The sequence below is a fragment of the Clostridium sp. BJN0001 genome (assembly GCF_022869825.1).
Classification (GTDB): Bacteria; Bacillota; Clostridia; order Clostridiales; family Clostridiaceae; genus Clostridium.
The window spans coordinates 752,856-771,154 of sequence record NZ_CP094971.1 but is presented as its reverse complement, the minus strand read 5'-3'; the positions used below and the strand labels follow the sequence as shown (position 1 = coordinate 771,154).

Annotated in this window: 16 protein-coding genes and 1 riboswitch; of the genes, 3 read left to right on the top strand and 13 right to left on the bottom strand. The window is 29.8% G+C overall.

Annotated features, from left to right (window positions below; all coding sequences use genetic code 11):
- Nucleotides 1-43: 43 nt before the first annotated feature.
- Nucleotides 44-122, bottom strand: a riboswitch (ZMP/ZTP riboswitch).
- 40 nt (nt 123-162) lie between these two features.
- From pyrE to ychF, 12 genes are all read right to left on the bottom strand, one after another.
- Nucleotides 163-843 (bottom strand): orotate phosphoribosyltransferase, encoded by a 681-nt coding sequence (gene pyrE / locus MTX53_RS03665; RefSeq protein WP_244834872.1) that lies wholly within the window; start codon nt 841-843, stop codon nt 163-165.
- Between the two features lie 27 nt (nt 844-870).
- On the bottom strand, nt 871-1,770 hold the full coding sequence (locus MTX53_RS03660) for a dihydroorotate dehydrogenase (RefSeq protein WP_244834871.1): 900 nt from the start codon (nt 1,768-1,770) through the stop codon (nt 871-873).
- 13 nt (nt 1,771-1,783) lie between these two features.
- Nucleotides 1,784-2,527, bottom strand: a complete 744-nt coding sequence (locus MTX53_RS03655) for a dihydroorotate dehydrogenase electron transfer subunit (protein WP_244834870.1) — start codon at nt 2,525-2,527, stop codon at nt 1,784-1,786.
- 31 nt (nt 2,528-2,558) lie between these two features.
- Nucleotides 2,559-3,431, bottom strand: coding sequence for an orotidine-5'-phosphate decarboxylase (pyrF, locus tag MTX53_RS03650; RefSeq protein WP_244834869.1), 873 nt, complete (start codon nt 3,429-3,431; stop codon nt 2,559-2,561).
- A gap of 11 nt (nt 3,432-3,442) precedes the next feature.
- Nucleotides 3,443-4,657 carry a dihydroorotase gene (locus tag MTX53_RS03645; protein WP_244834868.1) on the bottom strand — a complete coding sequence of 405 codons (1,215 nt, stop codon included), beginning with the start codon at nt 4,655-4,657 and terminating at the stop codon, nt 3,443-3,445.
- An 18-nt stretch (nt 4,658-4,675) separates the two neighbouring features.
- Nucleotides 4,676-5,098 (bottom strand): aspartate carbamoyltransferase regulatory subunit, encoded by a 423-nt coding sequence (locus MTX53_RS03640; RefSeq protein ID WP_244834867.1) that lies wholly within the window; start codon nt 5,096-5,098, stop codon nt 4,676-4,678.
- 2 nt (nt 5,099-5,100) lie between these two features.
- Nucleotides 5,101-6,024 carry an aspartate carbamoyltransferase gene (gene pyrB, locus MTX53_RS03635; RefSeq protein ID WP_244834866.1) on the bottom strand — a complete coding sequence of 308 codons (924 nt, stop codon included), beginning with the start codon at nt 6,022-6,024 and terminating at the stop codon, nt 5,101-5,103.
- 505 nt (nt 6,025-6,529) lie between these two features.
- Nucleotides 6,530-7,627, bottom strand: coding sequence for a 6-phosphofructokinase (locus tag MTX53_RS03630; protein WP_244834865.1), 1,098 nt, complete (start codon nt 7,625-7,627; stop codon nt 6,530-6,532).
- Between the two features lie 155 nt (nt 7,628-7,782).
- The gene (locus MTX53_RS03625; RefSeq protein WP_244834864.1) at nt 7,783-8,676 is read right to left on the bottom strand and encodes an undecaprenyl-diphosphate phosphatase; all 894 of its coding nucleotides are present in this window, start codon (nt 8,674-8,676) and stop codon (nt 7,783-7,785) included.
- 32 nt (nt 8,677-8,708) lie between these two features.
- Nucleotides 8,709-9,836, bottom strand: coding sequence for a hypothetical protein (locus tag MTX53_RS03620; RefSeq protein ID WP_244834863.1), 1,128 nt, complete (start codon nt 9,834-9,836; stop codon nt 8,709-8,711).
- Between the two features lie 28 nt (nt 9,837-9,864).
- On the bottom strand, nt 9,865-11,592 hold the full coding sequence (locus MTX53_RS03615) for a hypothetical protein (protein ID WP_244834862.1): 1,728 nt from the start codon (nt 11,590-11,592) through the stop codon (nt 9,865-9,867).
- A 152-nt stretch (nt 11,593-11,744) separates the two neighbouring features.
- On the bottom strand, nt 11,745-12,842 hold the full coding sequence (gene ychF / locus MTX53_RS03610; protein ID WP_244834861.1) for a redox-regulated ATPase YchF: 1,098 nt from the start codon (nt 12,840-12,842) through the stop codon (nt 11,745-11,747).
- 180 nt (nt 12,843-13,022) lie between these two features.
- On the opposite strand from ychF, the gene pdaA reads away from it, so the two are divergent.
- The 3 genes from pdaA to MTX53_RS03595 all read left to right on the top strand — a co-directional run bounded on the left by pdaA (nt 13,023) and on the right by MTX53_RS03595 (nt 15,316).
- Complete coding sequence (gene pdaA, locus MTX53_RS03605; protein WP_244834860.1) at nt 13,023-13,925, top strand: delta-lactam-biosynthetic de-N-acetylase; 903 nt, start codon at nt 13,023-13,025, stop codon at nt 13,923-13,925.
- Between the two features lie 165 nt (nt 13,926-14,090).
- Nucleotides 14,091-14,390 (top strand): transposase, encoded by a 300-nt coding sequence (locus tag MTX53_RS03600; RefSeq protein ID WP_244834859.1) that lies wholly within the window; start codon nt 14,091-14,093, stop codon nt 14,388-14,390.
- Entirely contained in the window at nt 14,387-15,316 is a 930-nt protein-coding gene (locus MTX53_RS03595) for an IS3 family transposase (RefSeq protein ID WP_348521809.1), read from the top strand. The genes MTX53_RS03600 and MTX53_RS03595 overlap by 4 nt, the downstream gene beginning before the upstream one ends.
- Before the next feature lie 282 nt (nt 15,317-15,598).
- Here MTX53_RS03595 and MTX53_RS03590 read toward each other — a convergent pair whose 3' ends face one another.
- Nucleotides 15,599-18,142: a calcium-translocating P-type ATPase, PMCA-type gene (locus MTX53_RS03590; RefSeq protein WP_244834858.1), complete on the bottom strand. Its 2,544-nt coding sequence runs from the start codon at nt 18,140-18,142 to the stop codon at nt 15,599-15,601.
- Nucleotides 18,143-18,299: the final 157 nt, after the last annotated feature.

Genomic DNA, 18,299 nt, shown 5'->3' with positions numbered 1-18,299 from the left:
CCTCCTTAATTAATAAATAAGATTAAAAAAAGCCGACGTCTGAACTTTTCGCCCAGACGGTCGGCCTTTTTTAATCATACTTCCCGTGGTATACTCCACTTCCGTCAGTCATATGATCAATCGATATGTTTATATTATCAGATTCTAATTTTAATGTCAATATTATTTTTCTACTGCACCATATTTTTTATAATAATCATCTATTCTACTTTTTATTTCGTCATTAATTACAATTTTTCCATTTATTTCTTTGTTGTAAAGATACTCTACAACTTCTTCCATATTAACTATAGAACATGTTTTTAATCCAAATTTTTCTGTTAATTCAGTAAGTGCAGACTTTTCGCCATGACCTTTTTCCATTCTATCAACTGAGATAATAAGTCCCTTTACATCTACATCAGCCTCTGATTTTAATATAGGCATTGTTTCATAAACTGAAGTTCCTGCTGTTGTAACATCTTCAACAATTATGATTCTATCATTATCTTTTAACTTACTTCCAAGAAGTATTCCTTTATCACCATGGTCTTTTATTTCTTTTCTGTTTGAGCAATATTTAACTTCTATATCATACTTATTTGATAATGCAATTGCTGTTGTAACACTTATTGGAATTCCTTTATATGCAGGTCCAAATAGTATATCATATTCATCACCAAAATGTTCTTTTATTGCTTCTGCATAAAATTCTCCAAGTTTTGAAAGTTCACTTCCTGATTGATAATTTCCAGCATTAATAAAAAATGGTGTCTTTCTTCCACTCTTTGTTACAAAATCTCCAAATGTTAAAACATTACTTTCAACCATGAATTCGATAAATTGTTTTTTATATTCTTGCATAATTTCTCCTCCACACTATAAAAATATTTATTTTATAATTCCTACTATTTCGTTTATATCTTTTATTCCCTGTTTCTTTAAAAAGTCTTCCATTTCAGATACTATTCTTTTACCTGAAAGAGGATCTACAAAATTAACAGTTCCAATCTGTATAGCTTTTGCACCTGCCATCATAAATTCTATTGCATCTTCACCTGTCTGTATTCCTCCAAGACCTATAACTGGCACGCTTACAGCTTTTGACACTTCATAAACCATTCTAAGTGCAATAGGTTTTACACATGGGCCTGAAAGTCCTGCTGTAACGTTATTAAATACAGGCTTTCTCTTGTAAATATCTATTGCCATAGCTTTAATTGTATTTATAAGAGATAATGAATCTGCTCCAGCTTTTTCGCACATAAGGGCCATATCTACTATATTTTCAGCATTAGGTGAAAGTTTTACCATAAGAGGTTTTTTTGTAAGTTTTCTAACCTTGCTTACTACATCATATGCAACATCAGCTTTAATTCCAAACGCCATTCCACCATGCTTTACATTAGGACATGATATGTTAAGTTCTATCATATCAACATCTGTCTTATCAATTTTTGATACTGCTTTTTCGTACTCTTCAATTGAACCACCACCAACATTTGCAATAACATTAGTTCCAAGCTTTTTCATTGAAGGAAGTTCATGTTCTATAAATGAATCTATTCCAGGATTCTGAAGTCCTACAGAATTTATCATTCCTGATGCTGCTTCATATACTCTTAATCCTTCATTTCCTGCTTTTTTATTAATAGTAAGTCCTTTTGATGATATTCCTCCTAAAACAGAAACATCATAAAAATCATTATATTCCTGTCCAAAGCCAAATGTTCCAGATGCAGCTATTACTGGATTTTTAAAATCAACACCATTTATTTTTACTTCTAACATCTTAAACTCTCCTTTACAATTCTACATCGTATCCGTCAAAAACAGGACCATCTTTGCACGCTCTTTTGTTTCCGTCTTTTGTTTTGCATGTACATACAAGACAAGCTCCTATTCCACATGCCATATGTTTTTCCATAGAAACATATACTTTTACATTTTTAGCTTTGCACATATCTATAACTTTTTTCATCATTATTTCAGGTCCGCAGCATAAAACAGTATCATATTCTTCAGGTTTTAAAAGATCTGTAACAAATCCTTTAACTCCATTTTTTCCTGTGTCTGTTGATATATTTATTGAATTAACATACTTTTCCATCTCGTCAATAAGATAGATGTCGTCTCTAAATCCTGAATAAAGATCTATTTCTTCGTACTTATTAATATTTCTAAGATTCTTTGCAAGTCCAAGCATAGGTGCTATTCCTATTCCTCCAGATACAATTGCGGCTTTTCCGTATGCCTTATGAATATCAAATCCATTTCCGTGAGGACCTGTTATTGAAATTGTATCATTTTCTTTTAAAGATGATATATCTTCTGTACCTTTTCCAACTACTGCATAAACAAAAATAAGTTTAGAATCTTCTTTTTCACATACACTTATAGGTCTTTTTAAAAATGTCTGACCTTTTGCTTTAAGCATATAGAACTGTCCTGCATTAAAATTATCATCACATTCAACTGCAAGTCTAAAAATTCCTTTTGATATTTCCTTATTTGATATAACCCTTACATCCTTACACTCAGGCTTCATACTTTCTTTTTCCTCCTAAAAATTATAAATTCTATCTTTTTACACATTTTCTTATTGCATCTCTCATCTTTAGAGCTTCCTCAGCTGCACATACTGCAAATTCTTTTTCATTTCTTTGAAGCTTTTTATATGCTGTAATAATTCCTCTTGATGAGTTTACAATTCCACCATTTCCATTATTTAGATAAAGTGCAACATCCTCAGCTTTTCCACCTTGCGCACCATATCCTGGAATTAAGAAGAACATATTTTTATATTTTTCTCTTAAAAGTTTTCCTTCCTCTACATGAGTACATCCCATAACTGCTCCTATAGCACTATATCCGCACTTTCCTTTTATATCTTTTCCCATATCATAAAGTCCATCTGCTACTGCTTCATAAACTTTTCTTCCATCTTTGGTATCAAGATATTCAATATCTTCTGCACCTTTATTTGATGTTCTTACAAGTGAGAACACTCCTTTATTTCCGCCTTCTAAATATTCCATATAAGGCTCAATGCTGTCAAATCCCATATAAGGACTTAAAGTTATAAAATCAGCTTCAAAGTCTCCTTCAAAATGAGCTTTAGCATACATCTTTGCAGTTGCTGCTATATCTCCTCTTTTTATATCTGCGATTATTATCTCATCATTTTCTCTTAAATACTGAAGAGTCTTTTTGTAAGCTAAAAGTCCATCAATTCCATAACTTTCGTAGTAAGCTATCTGAACTTTAAAACAGGCAGCATAATCTTTAGTTGCATCTATTATCTCTTTGTTGAATTCAAAAATTGCATCTGTTAAATTTTTGCTTTGTTTTATGTATTCTGGGATATAAGAGTATGATGTATCAAGACCAACACATACAACTCCTTTTTTTTCTATTCTGTCATACAATTTGTCTGCAATATAACTATTCAATATTCTTCCCCCTAAAATATATTAATATTTTTGTTTTGATACTTTACTTCTCCAGCTTTGATTGTGCATAAAACTTCTCCCTGAAGACACATATTATTAAAAGGAGTATTCTTTCCTTTTGATGCAAATTCAGAAGAATCGATAGTGACTTTTTTATCTGTATCTACAATTACAAAATCAGCATCATATCCTACGCTTATTCTTCCTTTATTCATTGAAAGAATATTAGCTGTATTAAAGCTCATAAGCTCACTAAGCTTATTTAATGAAATATTATTTTTTACTACAAGATTAGTATAACATACAGAAAATGCAGTTTCGAGTCCTACCATTCCAGGTGAACCATTTTTCTTATCCTCAGCTGTATGAGGTGCATGATCTGTTCCTATTGTATCAACCATTCCAAGCTTTATAGCTTTAATTATAGCTTTAACATCTTCCTTTTCTCTTATAGGAGGATTAACTCTATAATTTGATATATCTGATGTAAGTCCTATATGATGAGGAGTTACTTCAAGAGTAACATTTGCACCCTTTAATTTTGCATCTATTATATCTTTTATAGCTTCCTTTGTACTTACATGGCACATATGAAGTCTTGCACCTGTAATTTCTGCAAGTCTTAAATCTCTTATAGTCATCATATTTTCTGCAATTCTCATATCTACTTTTGAAAATTCAGGAGTTTCTGCATGAGACATTATAACCCATCCATATTCTTTGGCAATTTTCATTGCTTCATACATTGTATCTGAATTTGAAACTCCTTTTCCATCATCTGATATTGCTTTAATTAATTTATCATCTTTAAATTCTTTTAAATGATCTAATGTAACCCCGTCAAAATCTTTAGTAACTGATATACACTGATGAATATCTATAAGATTTAATTCTTTTGATTTTTTTCTTACATATTCTAAAACTTCTTTTGATGAACATACAGGCTTTGTATTAGCCATTAAGCATACTCCTGTATATCCTCCTCTTAAAGCCGCTCTTGAGCCCGTTTTTATATCTTCTTTATGTGTAAGTCCTGGATCTCTAAAATGAGCATGAGTATCTACAAATGAAGGCATTAATGTTTTTAATTTTAAATCGTATGTCTTTACATCTTTTTTATTTAAATCTTTTCCTATTTCAGAAATTATTCCGTCTTTTACATATATGTCACCGACAAAATCCTGAAACGCATCTACTATTCTCGCATTTTTTAATAAAAGTTCCATAAAAACTCTCCCTTATAATTAAAGTGTTGTTATTTGATCACAATATTCACATCTGTACTTTCCAGTCTCTTTATCAACTAATACAAAAGATTGTGGTACATACTGCTCTACTTTTGTAATACATCTTGGATTTGAACATGTTATTATATTTTCTACCTTCTCTGGAAGATCAGGCGTAATCTTTTTTACTATCTTTTCGTTTTTTACTTCATTTATTGTTATGCTTGGTGATAACATTCCAAGTATTTTATAATCTAAATTTTCACAGTTTTCTATTTTAATTATATCTTTTTTGCCTAGCTTTTTACTATCTGCATTTATTATAAGTGCAACGTTATATCCTTTTTCATCAAGTTTAAGATACTTAAAGATTTTAACTCCAGTTCCTGCTTTTATATGATCTATTACGATTCCGTTTTTTAAACTTGTTACTTCTAACATTATTACATCACTCCTAACAATTTGCATATAAGTGCCATTCTAACATACATTGCGTATCTTGCCTGCTTAAAATATGCTGCACGGCTATCTAAGTCAACTTCATATGCTATCTCATTAACTCTTGGTAGTGGATGCATTACTATCATATCTTTATCTGCAAGTTCCATCTTTTTATTATCTAATATATAGCTGTCTTTTAATCTTTTATATTCTTCTTCATTAAAGAATCTTTCTTTTTGTATTCTTGTCATATATAAAATATCAAGATCGCCTATACAATCTTCAAGTTTATCTGATTCTTTATATTGAATATTATTTTTCTCTAATACTTCTTCTTTTATGTACTCTGGAATTGAAAGTTCTTTAGGTGATATAAGAACAAATTTATTATCTTTATATCTTGTCATGGCTTTTATAAGTGAATGGACTGTTCTGCCGAATTTTAAATCTCCGCAAAGTCCTATGGTATGACCACTTAAACCATTTTTTAAACTTTGAATTGTAAGAAGATCTGCAAGAGTCTGTGTAGGATGCTGATGTCCGCCATCTCCAGCGTTAATTATTGGAACACTTGAATAAATACTTGCAACTTTTGCTGCTCCTTCTCTTGGATGTCTCATTGCAATTATATCTGAATAAATCGAAATCATTTTTATTGTATCAGCAACTGTTTCACCTTTACTTATAGATGTTGAATTCGGTTCTGAAAATCCTAATATCTTTCCACCAAGTCTCATCATTGCAGCTTCAAAGCTAAGTCTTGTTCTTGTACTTGGTTCATAAAAAAGTGTTGCGAGAATTTTTCCATCACATATATGTGCAAACTCTTTTGGGCAATCCATTATATTATGTGCAATTTTAAAAATCTCATCTAGTTCTTCTACTGTAAAATCTTCAGGTTCTATTAAATGTCTTAGTTTTTCCATTTTTTCAGCTCCCTTAATTAAAATAAAAATCTGTATTTTTGCAAAAAAAAGCCTTCCCAAATTAATAGGAAGGCAGAATTACTTTCATTACTTAATCTTCGGCAAATAAAATTATAAAAATTATAAAAAGCCGGATAAAAATATATAATAAATTTTAACTTCCTTATTAATCTCTCTGGATCAAATTAAAGGTTTTTCTTTTATGTAGAATAACACTATTTTTAGTTTATGTCAATAATATAAATGACAAACTTTCAAATGACAAATGACAAATAATGTAGAAATTCCGTAGGAATTTCATTTTATGGTATTTTGCTATTCTCGCAAAATACTAAAGCTTTCGCCTGAAGCGAAAGCTCAATACAAAGTTTCTGCGACTTAAGCAGAAACAACCACAATTATACATTAGCTCACTATCAATTCTATCAAATTCAAAGTTTCTGCGTCCAAGCAGAAACCTCAACATTTGTCAATTGTCCTTTGTCCTTTGTCCTTTGGTATTCCCTCACTCGCCAAAGCTTATTCCTATTTTTTTAGCGGTCATAACAAGTTCTCCATTTTTATCAACAGTTTTATTATTTCCTATTACATTTTCAAGACTGTCATATGATATACTGTTTCCTCTAAGAGTGACCATATTTCCATACTTTTCTTTTGCGATAAGTTCAACTGCATATACTCCGTATCTTGTGGATAAAATTCTATCAAATGTGCATGTTGTGCCGCCTCTTTGAAGATGACCTAAAACAGTACATCTTATTTCATTTTCTTTTACTACCTTTTCAAGATCTTCTAAAATTTTATTGCCTATTCCTCCAAGTCTTATAGGATCCGGACTATCTTTTACTATTTTTGCAACGCTAATATCACCATTTTCAGGTTTTGCCCCTTCAGCTGCAACAATTATAGTAAATTCCTTTCCTTCTTTTTTCCTGCTCTCTATCTTTTCAGCTATTTTTTCTATACTGTATGGTATTTCTGGTATTAATATAACATCAGCTGAGCCTGCTATTCCAGACTCTAATGCAATCCATCCTGCATTTCTTCCCATAACTTCAAGAATCATAACTCTATGATGTGATTCTGCTGTAGTATGAAGCCTGTCAAGAGCTTCTGTTGCAGTATTAAGTGCTGTATTAAAACCAAATGTAATATCAGTAGAACCTAAATCATTATCAATTGTTTTAGGAACTGCAACAACATTCACTCCTTTTCTTGAAAAATCTCTAGCAGATGTTAAAGTTCCATCACCACCTATTATTACAAGAGCATCAACTCCATCTTTCTTTAAATTTTCTATAGCTACATCTGATACATCTTTTTTTACTTCTTTTCCATTCTCTATAACTGTATAATCAAAAAGATTATCTTTATTTGAACTATAAAGTATTGTTCCTCCTTTTGATATTAATCCTGATACAGATTTTAAATCAAGATTCATATAATCATTTTTGTAAAGACCTCTATAGCCAAATTTAAACCCTATAACATCATATCCATAATTAAGTATTGCAGATCTTGTAACTGCTCTTATAACAGCATTTAATCCAGGACAGTCTCCTCCTCCTGTTAAAAGTGCTATCTTCTTTCTTCCCTTTTCCATAATATACTCCTCCAAATACTAAAAATATCCAAATAATAAAAAAGAATAAAATATAATTCCAAACAGAACTTATACTTTATTCTTACTCAAAAACTTTTTTAAATATTCTTATTTTTATATCTATTAGAGGATATAATTGTTAATTTTATTTAACACTACTGCATAGATAAACATCCCATATACATTAGGATTGTAAATACAATTGCAGCTCCTATTCTATAGACAGCAAACACTCTCATTGGTTTCTTCTTTAAATAATCTACAAATTTCTTCATTACAACTAGTGCAACGATAAAAGCTACAACAAATCCTACTATTAATGCTGTGATTTTTGTAGAATCCATAAGCGAATAATCAAATTTTAAAAGATCTATAAAAGAAGAACCTACCATTGCAGGTATTGCTAAAAAGAATGAATATTCTGCAGCTACTGGTGTTGAAAGTCCTGATATCCAGCCTCCCATTATAGTAGATGCACTTCTTGACATTCCAGGCCACATAGAAAGACATTGAAAACATCCTATTTTAAAAGACTGAAGATAGCTTATATGATCGACATCTCTTATCTTATGTTTCTGTTTTCTAAAAATATTTTCAATTACTATAAGAAGTATACCTCCAACTAAAAAGCCTACAATAACGGCCCATGCTGAAAATAGCTTTTCCTTTATTGTATCATAGCATAGCATGCCCACAATTAAGGCAGGTATAGAACCTATAATTACATTTATTCCGAATTTAAATCCTACTTGACCTCTTAATCTCTCTGTAGGTTTACCACTAAGACTTCTAAATAGATTTTTTATTGCTATAAATATATATGTAAAAAAATCTATTAAGCTGTCTCTTATTTTGTTCCAATATAATACAACTACTGCTAATATAGCTCCAAGCTGAATTACAACTTCAAACATTTTTACGAAACTACCATGAAAATTTATAATGCTTGATGTAAGAATCATATGACCTGTAGATGATACTGGTATAAATTCAGTAAGTCCTTCAACTATAGCTACGATAGCTGCTTTCAAAATATAAATAATGTCCACTCTCTTCACTCACTTTCAATTATCTTTATTATTTAGCTGTAATCTTCTTTTTGGTTATCAATTTCTACGGTATCAATAACATTTTCACCATCTAAAGAAAGTTCTAGCTTGATTTTTCCTTTTGGTAAATCTATTGTTTTATATTTGCTGATATTTTCGAAATCAGAATCATTTACTTTTATATAAAATGAATTAACTATCTTATCATCCTTAAATGCTGATAATAATAATTTAACTTTCAATTTATTTTTTTCAGTATCCTTATCTGGAACTGCTACTACAAGAAGATACGCTTTTTCATCTTCTTGTAGTTCTGAATTAAATGGACTTTTTTCGAATAATTCCTTTTTCTTTGTAAATATAGAAGGCGGTGCAAATGCATTATTATATTTAAGTTCAGGTACTGCCTTATCTACAAGATACGTTACTTGCGTATTACTCTTATCTTTTTTTATTGTATTATCTATATTAAGTGAATATGATATAAGATATTTTTTTATCATATTTTTATAATCATTTTGTGAAGTATTACCAAGATATGATATATCCTTTATCTCAGAATTCATAACTTCTACTGCAGATAATTTCTTATCTGCACTGCTAAAGTATCCTAAATCTCTAAAATCAATCATTACCCATTTTTGATCTTCATTGCTCCAATACTCAATTACATTATACTGAGCTTCTTTTTCTTTAAATTGAGAATCTTTTTTTCTAAATGTGCCTATTCTTGAATAAAAACCCGCAGCATAAATAAGATCTCTCTCTATTATTGAAGCATCATTTAAAGAAACTTTTTTTCTTCCTTCTAAAGAAGTTATTATGTCAGCTCCATTTGTTATATTTGTATCTGCTACATCATCTATCTGAACTATACTATTAAGAATTTCAACTGTTTTAAGAACTTTTTCAATTTCAGAACTTTCTGAGCCTACAAAATCACTTACTTTATAAGCTGCATTAAGTTTTTCAATTTTATCACTTTTTTGATTTTCATAAAAAAATTGTATATTATTTTCGTTATAATAATTATCCCAAGATATAACTTTAAGACCAGTTCTTCTTCCTTGAATAGTATTTATTATACACAGAATTATTATAACAATTGCTATTATTAACCCACTTATTATCCTTATATTGTTCGCCTTAGTCTGATCCATAAATATCTCCCCCATTATAAAGAGTTAACTAGTAGAATAATTTAAATTCTGGTATACTTATATCTCTTCCATCCATCTTATTGTACTCGTCATATATTTTCTTTGCTTTTGAATAATTATCTGTTATTATCTTTCTCTCATCGTCTCCTGTATCTTCATCCATTTCTTGATAAGCTGCTTTTAAGTTTACCATTCCTCTTTGTATATCGCCTTCAACTGAGATATAATAACATCCTGCATTATTTAAAGTCAAAATATCATTTTTGTTAAGTGCATAAGCATTCTTTATATTTTTAAGAGCTTTCTCGTTTTCTCCAATATTAGAATAGACAGTACTAATCGTTCTAAAATATTTACTATTTTGCGGATCTATCTTTATGCATTTATTAAGATTAAGGACTGCCTCATTATTATTTTGCTCATTTATGTTAATAAGAGCTATATTATAATATATTTCTGCATCATCAGGTTTTATCTTAGATGCGAGATTATAATATTTAAGTGACATATTATTATCACTACTTGTATTTAAATAATATTTAGCAATTTTTATCATTATATTATAATTAAAAGGTTCCTTATATAAAGCTGTTCTAAAGTATGGTTCAGCCTCATCTTCTTTATTCTGTTTTTCCATAATTTCAGGAATTAAAAATCCATAATTATCTGCATAATCCTTATTTAAAAGTATGCTTTTTTTACAATCATCTAAAGCATTATCATAACTTCCATCGTTAAATTCCTGCCATGCAGCTGTATGATATCCTATAAATGATTTATCCTTATCTGATATTATTAAGCTTAATATTTTATTTGATTCCTCTTCATCTCCACTATTTTCATATGCATTTGACTCAATAAGCTTAAAATTTATGCTATCTCCTTCACTATCTCTTATTTCATTTAATATATCAAGTGACTCATAAGCTGAATACGGACTCATAGAATAAATTTTTGCCATCCATAGCTTATAAACATCTTCATCCTCGTCTTTCTTAGATAAGTCTGATATCTTCCTCATTATTTTGTCTTTATTATAATCTGCTATCTGTGCTATTACATCAAAAACCTTAACTTCATCTTTATCATTTTCATATGCCTTTTTTAAAAGGTCGAATCCATTATCATAATCATCAATAAGCATATACATTCTTCCAAGATTAGCCAAATCCTTAGAATCACTATCGTCTTCTGGATAATCATTTACTATGTCCTTTGCCTTATCAATTTCATGATTAGTCATATAAACAGTAAACATTGTTTTTAATAACTTTTTATCATCACTATAATCTTTAAAAAACATTTCCCCATACTCGAGTGCCTTTTTATACTCACCATTCATATAAAAAGTAAAGACTATATAGTTTGCAAGTTCTCTATCTTTATCCTCATAGTCTTCTTTTCCCTCGGTGTCTATTATGCTGTTTCTGTCTTCATAAGCTTCTTGTAAAAGTGCATTAGATTTGTCATAATCACCCTGTATAGAATAAATTTCAGCTATTTTCACCTTATATAATGGCCATGGATCCTTCTTTAAAAGATCTTCATATAAATTTATTGACCTTTCATAGTCTCTGTTATAAAATGCTTCCTCTGCTGAATTTTCAGCGATAGTAATTGATTTTGTATTAGGTGCTTTCCCCATTATAGTTTTGCATAAAAGCGAAATTATAAGAATCATAACTAGTGTAATAATCATTGTAAGCGATGATGAAATATAATCTTTTTTCTTTTCAATACTTAGCTTTTCAGACATTAAATAAATCACCCACCTTCTATTTAATAAATATTATTTTACCAAAATTTAAAAATAAAATCTACTTAAAGAAAATAAAGAGGCTTCCGCAGCCTCTTTATTAATTAAGAATGTAGAATTATAAATACAGAAATTAATATTTTATATTTTTATTAAACATTAAATCTGAAGTTAACTACATCTCCATCCTGCATAACATAATCTTTTCCTTCAAGTCTGAATTTTCCATTTTCTTTCGCATTAGCTTCACTTTTACATTCAACTAAATCTTCATATGAAACTACTTCAGCTCTTATAAAGCCTCTCTCTATATCTGTATGAATCTTACCTGCTGCCTGTGGTGCTTTAGTTCCTTTTCTTATTGTCCATGCTCTTACCTCAGGTTCTCCAGCTGTTAAAAAGCTTATAAGTCCTAATAATTTATAGCTTGCCTCTATTACTTTATCAAGACCTGATTCTTCAAGACCATATGCTTCAAGCATTTCATTTTTTTCATCATCTTCAAGACCAGATAACTCTTCTTCTATTTTTGCACTAACAACTAAAGCTTCAGAATTTTCTTTTGTAGCATATTCTTCAACTTTCTTTACGTATTCATTTTGACCATTGTTTTCTGAAATATCATTTTCAGATACATTACATACATATAGTACTGGTTTTGATGTAATTAAGAAAAGTCCTGTTATAAACTCATCTTCATCTTCAGTAGTTTCAAGAGTTCTTACAGGTTTATTATTCTCAAGATGTACTTTTATCTTCTCCATAATCTCAAGTTCTTTTTTTGCTCTCTTATCTCCTGATCTTGCAACCTTTACTGTTTTTTCAATTCTTCTATCAAGAATTTCTAAATCTGAAAAAATAAGTTCTAAATTTATTGTTTCTATATCTCTTATAGGATCTACAGAGCCATCTACATGAACTATGTTTTCATCATCAAAACATCTTACAACATGAACTATTGCTGCAGCTTCTCTTATATGAGATAAAAATTTATTTCCTAAACCTTCGCCTTTTGATGCGCCTTTTACGAGTCCTGCAATATCGTAAAATTCAATTGCTGTATAAACTTTTTTCTTTGAATTATACATTTTCTCTAAAACGTCTAATCTTTTATCTGGCACGCTTACAACACCAACATTTGGCTCAATTGTACAGAATGGATAGTTTGCAGATTCTGCACCAGCCTTTGTGATTGCATTGAATAGTGTACTTTTCCCTACATTTGGTAAACCAACTATACCTAACTTCATTATATGTACATTCCTTTCATATATTTCATGTTTAATATATCTATAAAATTATACTCTAGATATACTTAATTTTCAACTTTCAAAAAATGATTTTAATAAATATCCATATTTTCTCTTGATTATATTTTTACTTTCTGTAAAAACTAAAAATATAAATTTATAATAAATGAGGTGTTAGTTTTGAATAGGAATTCAATAAAATTTTTAATAATTCCACTCATTATGTCTTTTATAATTCCCAAAACAAATATAAAAGCTATAGAAAATAATAATGAAAGTGCAAATTCATCAGCAGTAGAAGCTTGCGATGACGAATGTGTAATAAATGATGATATTATAGGCGACTTAAAAGATGCAGAAGATCTTGATAGCATCTTTTCAGCGGCAATTAATCCTAAAGGTGAACTTAACTGGTATTATGTAAGCAAGGGAAAAGGAAATCCTTCTGAATGTCCAAGAGAATCATTTTCATTTTTAAAAGAGAATGATGCATTTTATTTAAAAAATACAGATGAAAAAGTTATATATCTTACCTTTGATGAAGGGTATGAAAATGGAAACACACCTAAGATACTTGACACTCTTAAAGAACTTAATATACCTGCAGCCTTTTTCGTTGTAAAGCCGTATATAGACAAAGAACCTGAACTTATAAAAAGAATGGCTGACGAAGGACACATAGTTGGAAATCATTCAGTTCATCATCCATCAATGGCTCAGATAACTGATCCTTCTAAATTTAAAGCTGAATTTACAGGGGTTGAAGATGCTTACAAGCGTGTAACAGGCAAAGAAATGAAAAAATATTTTAGACCTCCTATGGGTAAATACTCACAAAAATCTCTTGAGATGACAAAAGAGCTTGGATATAAAACAATATTCTGGAGTTTTGCATATAAAGACTGGCTTATTCATGATCAGCCTTCTGATGATTTTGCAGTAAAAAAAATAACAAATGGAAGTCATCCTGGATGCATAATGCTTCTTCACGCAGTATCTGATACAAACGCAAAAATTTTAAAATCTGTACTTTCGCAATTAAAAGACGAGGGATATGAATTTAAATCACTAGACGAACTGTAGGAAAATGACAAATTGTTAAATGACAAATGACAAATCATGTTAAAATTCCAGTCAAATTGAGAATTAATAATGGATAATTGATAACTTATAGCCCCCCTAATTAGATTGGACAATATTAATTAAAATAATTAATATATAAATATGATAATTAGGAGGTCTTTTTATATGGAGAAAATTAAATTTAGAAGAACATTTACAGAGAAAGAAAGAGTTAAATTTGTTACTGAAGTTTTAGAGTCTGGAAGCAATATACTTATTGCTAAAAAATATGATATTAATGCTGTACAATTAAGCTATTGGGTAAATAATTACCGTAGATATAGGCAAACACTAGAACCAAAAGAACCAAAAGATACAAAATTGATACCTAATTATAAGCGTGAATACAAAAAAGCTCAGGAAAAAATTGAGGAGCAAAAACTAAAAATAGCTATTCTTGAAGATCTTCTAAAAAAAAACAAATAACACTAGAATATAAAATTTTAAGTGCCCACAAATGGATTAAACTTGGATATAAAGTAACAATAGTACTTAAAATATTACGGATTTCTAGATCCACATATTATTCAAAACAGAAATATATTGTTAAAAGAAGCTACGCTAACGTAGGTAGAAAGGTCCCTGGATACAGTTTAACATTCGATAATATCAAAATATCTGATATAACTATTCAAAAGTATATAACAGAAATTAGAAGTAAGAAAACATCGCGAAAATATGGATATAAAAAAGTTACCGGTGAGTTAAGATTTAGAAAGAAGTACAATTTAAAAATTAATAAGAAGAAAGTTAGAAGACTAATGAAAAATTTAAATTTATTAGGAAACTACTATAAAAGACAGAAAAGAAGAATGTCACGTACCTGCGAAAGCAGAAAAGTTACAGCTTCTAATCAATTATGGCAAATGGATATCAAATATGCATTTATTGCTGGTAATAAAAAAACAGCCTATATAACTTCAATAATCGATGTTTTTGATAGAGAAATAGTGGCATATTCAATTGACTTATCTGCTACAGGTTCTGTTGCTAAAAAAGTTATGTTAGAAGCTCTATATAACAGAGGCTTAAACTATGCTAAAGATAAAACAGTAGTACTTCGTACCGATAACGGTAGTCAATTTATTAGTGGAGTTTTTGAGAAAGGATGCCTTGATGAAGGTGTTCTTCATGAAAGAATTCCAGTACACAGTCCAAATTATAATGCATTCATAGAATCATATCATAGATATCTTCAAGATGAATGCCTTACCGGAATGATATATTGGAATTTAGATCACATAAAAAATGATGTAGGTGATTTTGTTTATAGATATAATCATGAGAGAATACATTCATCTATTGGATATATTCCTCCTCATGATTACTATCTAATGAAATTAGCAGCATAATTACAGAATATTAAGAATTAACGAGTATTAACTTAATATTGTCCATTTAACGGGGAGCCCTCCGATAATTTTAGGTGGAAATTCTTTCAGAATTTCATTGTATGGTTTTTTTGCGATTCTCGCAAAAAACTACAGCTTTCGCCTGAAGCGAAAGCTCAATAAATTCTACGTTTCTGCGATTTTGAGCAGAAACATCCACATTTGTCATTTGTCATTTGTGCTTTGTCATTTAGACTGTCATTTGTGCTTTGTCATTTGGACTGTCATTTGTTCTTTGTTATTTTACTTGCTTTTTATAAGTAAATATACACTATTTATAAGAGCTATTATTCCAGAATAAAATATTACAATCAAAATTTGTGCAATATTAAGTGAAACTGTATGAAATATTACTCTTAAGAAAGGAATATATAAAACGCAGCATATCATAATTATTGAAATAACTACAGCTCCTAAAAGATAAATATTGCTAAATAAATTTATCTCAAATATTGAGTGTCTTTCGGACCTACATTCAAATACATGAATAAGCTGTGAAAATACAAGTGTACATAAAGCAAGTGTTCTACATGTCTTTAAATCCATTCTAAAGTATCTTCCTGTCATAAAGGCAAGAAGAGTACATATTCCTATTAACGATCCTCTTATTAATATCTTTTCAACAAGACCTCTTGCAAATATGCTTTCATTTTTCTTTCTCGGCATCTGGTTCATTATGTCTTTATCTGCTGGATCAACACCAAGTGCTATTGCAGGAAGACCATCTGTTGCAAGATTTACAAGAAGTATCTGAATTGGATTTAATGGGTTTGGCAGATAAAAAATACTTGCAAGAAACATTGTAAGAACTTCTCCAAGATTACATGAAAGAAGATATCTTATAAATTTTCTTATATTATCATAAATTATTCTTCCCTCTTCTACCGCAGATACTATTGTCTTAAAATTATCATCCATAAGTATCATAGACGAAGCTTCTTTAGTAACGTCTGTCCCTGAAAGTCCCATAGCTATTCCTATATCAGCTTCTTTTATTGCTGGAGCATCATTTACTCCATCTCCTGTCATTGCAACTATATTTCCTTTACTTTTAAAGGCTTTTACAATTCTTAACTTATGGTTTGGAGATACCCTTGCAAATACCCTTACTTTATCTGTTTTTTTGCTTAAAACATCATCAGAAATTTTATTAAGATCATCACCTGTCATTACTTGATCTTTACTTGTACATATGTTTAAAGATTTAGCAATTGCAAGGGCAGTGTTTGGATGATCTCCAGTTATCATAACAGGCTTTATACCTGCAAGTTTACATTTTAAAACAGCATCTTCTGCTTCTTTTCTAGGAGGATCTATACTTCCTGCTATTCCTATAAAAATAAGATTTTCTTCAATTCTTTTGTCTTTATATAACTTTTCTTCTTTGTATGCTGCTGCAATACACCTTAATGCTCTTGATGACATTGATGATATAAATTCATTTACTTCTTTTTTCTTTGCCATAGTAAATGTTTTAACTCTTCCATGTTCAAGTATGAAACTGCATTTTTCTATTACCCTTTCAGGTGCACCTTTTACGTAACATTTTTCTTTTCCATGTTCTTTTACTATAACAGACATCATCTTTCTTGTTGAATCAAATGGAATATCAAATATACGTTCAGCTGAGTTTATAAAAGTATGAAGAGCTTTTGTATCATTAAAAAACAATCTTATAAGAGCAGTTTCTGTAGGATCTCCATGCAAAGCTTCATCCATATTTTTTTTCGTAAAATCGTAGCTGCAATCATTACAGTATACAAGTGACTTCATAAACATTTTGTAATCTTTAAGTTTCTCATGAGAGAGCCTATAATTATAACCATTTAGATAGACCTCTTTTACAGTCATTCTGTTTTGAGTTAAAGTCCCTGTCTTATCAGAACATATAACAGAAGTACAACCAAGTGTTTCAACTGCAGGAAGCTTTCTTATAAGTGCATTTCTTTTAAGCATTCTTGATACACCAAGTGCAAGTGCAACTGTAACTATTGCGGCTAACCCTTCTGGTATTGCTGCAACTGCAAGACTTACACCTAAAAGAAACATCTCAGTTATATTATTTCCACGAATAATTCCAAGTATGGTAACCATTGCACATACAATAAGGCATATAACAACTAAAACTTTTCCAAGTGAATCAAGTTTTTTACTGAGTGGAGATTTTTCATCATCAATATTTTCAATAAGTCCTGCAATCTTTCCCATTTCTGTTTCCATTGCTATAGAAGAAACGTTAAAAATAGCTTTTCCTTTTACAATTGTTGTTCCCATATATCCTTTGTTATTCTTTTTTGTATCTTTATTTACACCTACAGATTCACCTGTAAGAAGAGATTCATCAACAACAAGACCTGAGCACTCTACAAATATTCCATCTGCTGGTATTCTGTCTCCAGACTCTAAAATAACTCTGTCTCCAATTGTAAGATAAATTGAATTTACAACTTTTATGCTTCCATCTCTTACGATTTTACATGTTGGCGCAGCAAGACTTTTCAGTGCTTCAAGTGATTTTTCAGTCTTAAATTCCTGAATGAAGCCTAAAAGTGAATTAATTATAACTATTACAAGTATAGTTACTGCATCAGCAATATCACCTATTATCCCTGAAATTACTGTTGCAGCAATAAGAACCCATACAATAAAATCATTAAATTGTGATATAAATATTTTTAGGGCTGAAGTTTTCTTTTTACTTCTAAGTTCATTAAGCCCAAATTTTTTAAGCCTCTTTTCAGCTTCAGATGTAGATAATCCTGCTGACAATTCCTTCTTCTCAATCACAATTTTTTTCCTCCTCACAAACTTATATACTTATATATAGTTCTGTATTACTCCTTTTATTACTAAAAAAATAAAAAGGAAGTATTACATAAAATAAAGCATAACTTTATCTTAATATAATACTTCCCTTATTAATTCACAGTTTTTGAAGTTTTCT

Bases quoted from the DNA above. Each gene is read 5' to 3' on its own strand.
- pyrE (WP_244834872.1), bottom strand. From the start codon at position 843: ATGCAAGAATATAAAAAACAATTTATCGAATTCATGGTTGAAAGTAAT.
- MTX53_RS03660 (WP_244834871.1), bottom strand. From the start codon at position 1,770: ATGTTAGAAGTAAAAATAAATGGTGTTGATTTTAAAAATCCAGTAATA.
- MTX53_RS03655 (WP_244834870.1), bottom strand. From the start codon at position 2,527: ATGAAGCCTGAGTGTAAGGATGTAAGGGTTATATCAAATAAGGAAATA.
- MTX53_RS03645 (WP_244834868.1), bottom strand. From the start codon at position 4,657: ATGGAACTTTTATTAAAAAATGCGAGAATAGTAGATGCGTTTCAGGAT.
- MTX53_RS03640 (WP_244834867.1), bottom strand. From the start codon at position 5,098: ATGTTAGAAGTAACAAGTTTAAAAAACGGAATCGTAATAGATCATATA.
- pyrB (WP_244834866.1), bottom strand. From the start codon at position 6,024: ATGGAAAAACTAAGACATTTAATAGAACCTGAAGATTTTACAGTAGAA.
- MTX53_RS03630 (WP_244834865.1), bottom strand. From the start codon at position 7,627: ATGGAAAAGGGAAGAAAGAAGATAGCACTTTTAACAGGAGGAGGAGAC.
- MTX53_RS03620 (WP_244834863.1), bottom strand. From the start codon at position 9,836: ATGGATCAGACTAAGGCGAACAATATAAGGATAATAAGTGGGTTAATA.
- MTX53_RS03615 (WP_244834862.1), bottom strand. From the start codon at position 11,592: ATGTCTGAAAAGCTAAGTATTGAAAAGAAAAAAGATTATATTTCATCA.
- ychF (WP_244834861.1), bottom strand. From the start codon at position 12,842: ATGAAGTTAGGTATAGTTGGTTTACCAAATGTAGGGAAAAGTACACTA.
- MTX53_RS03600 (WP_244834859.1), top strand. From the start codon at position 14,091: ATGGAGAAAATTAAATTTAGAAGAACATTTACAGAGAAAGAAAGAGTT.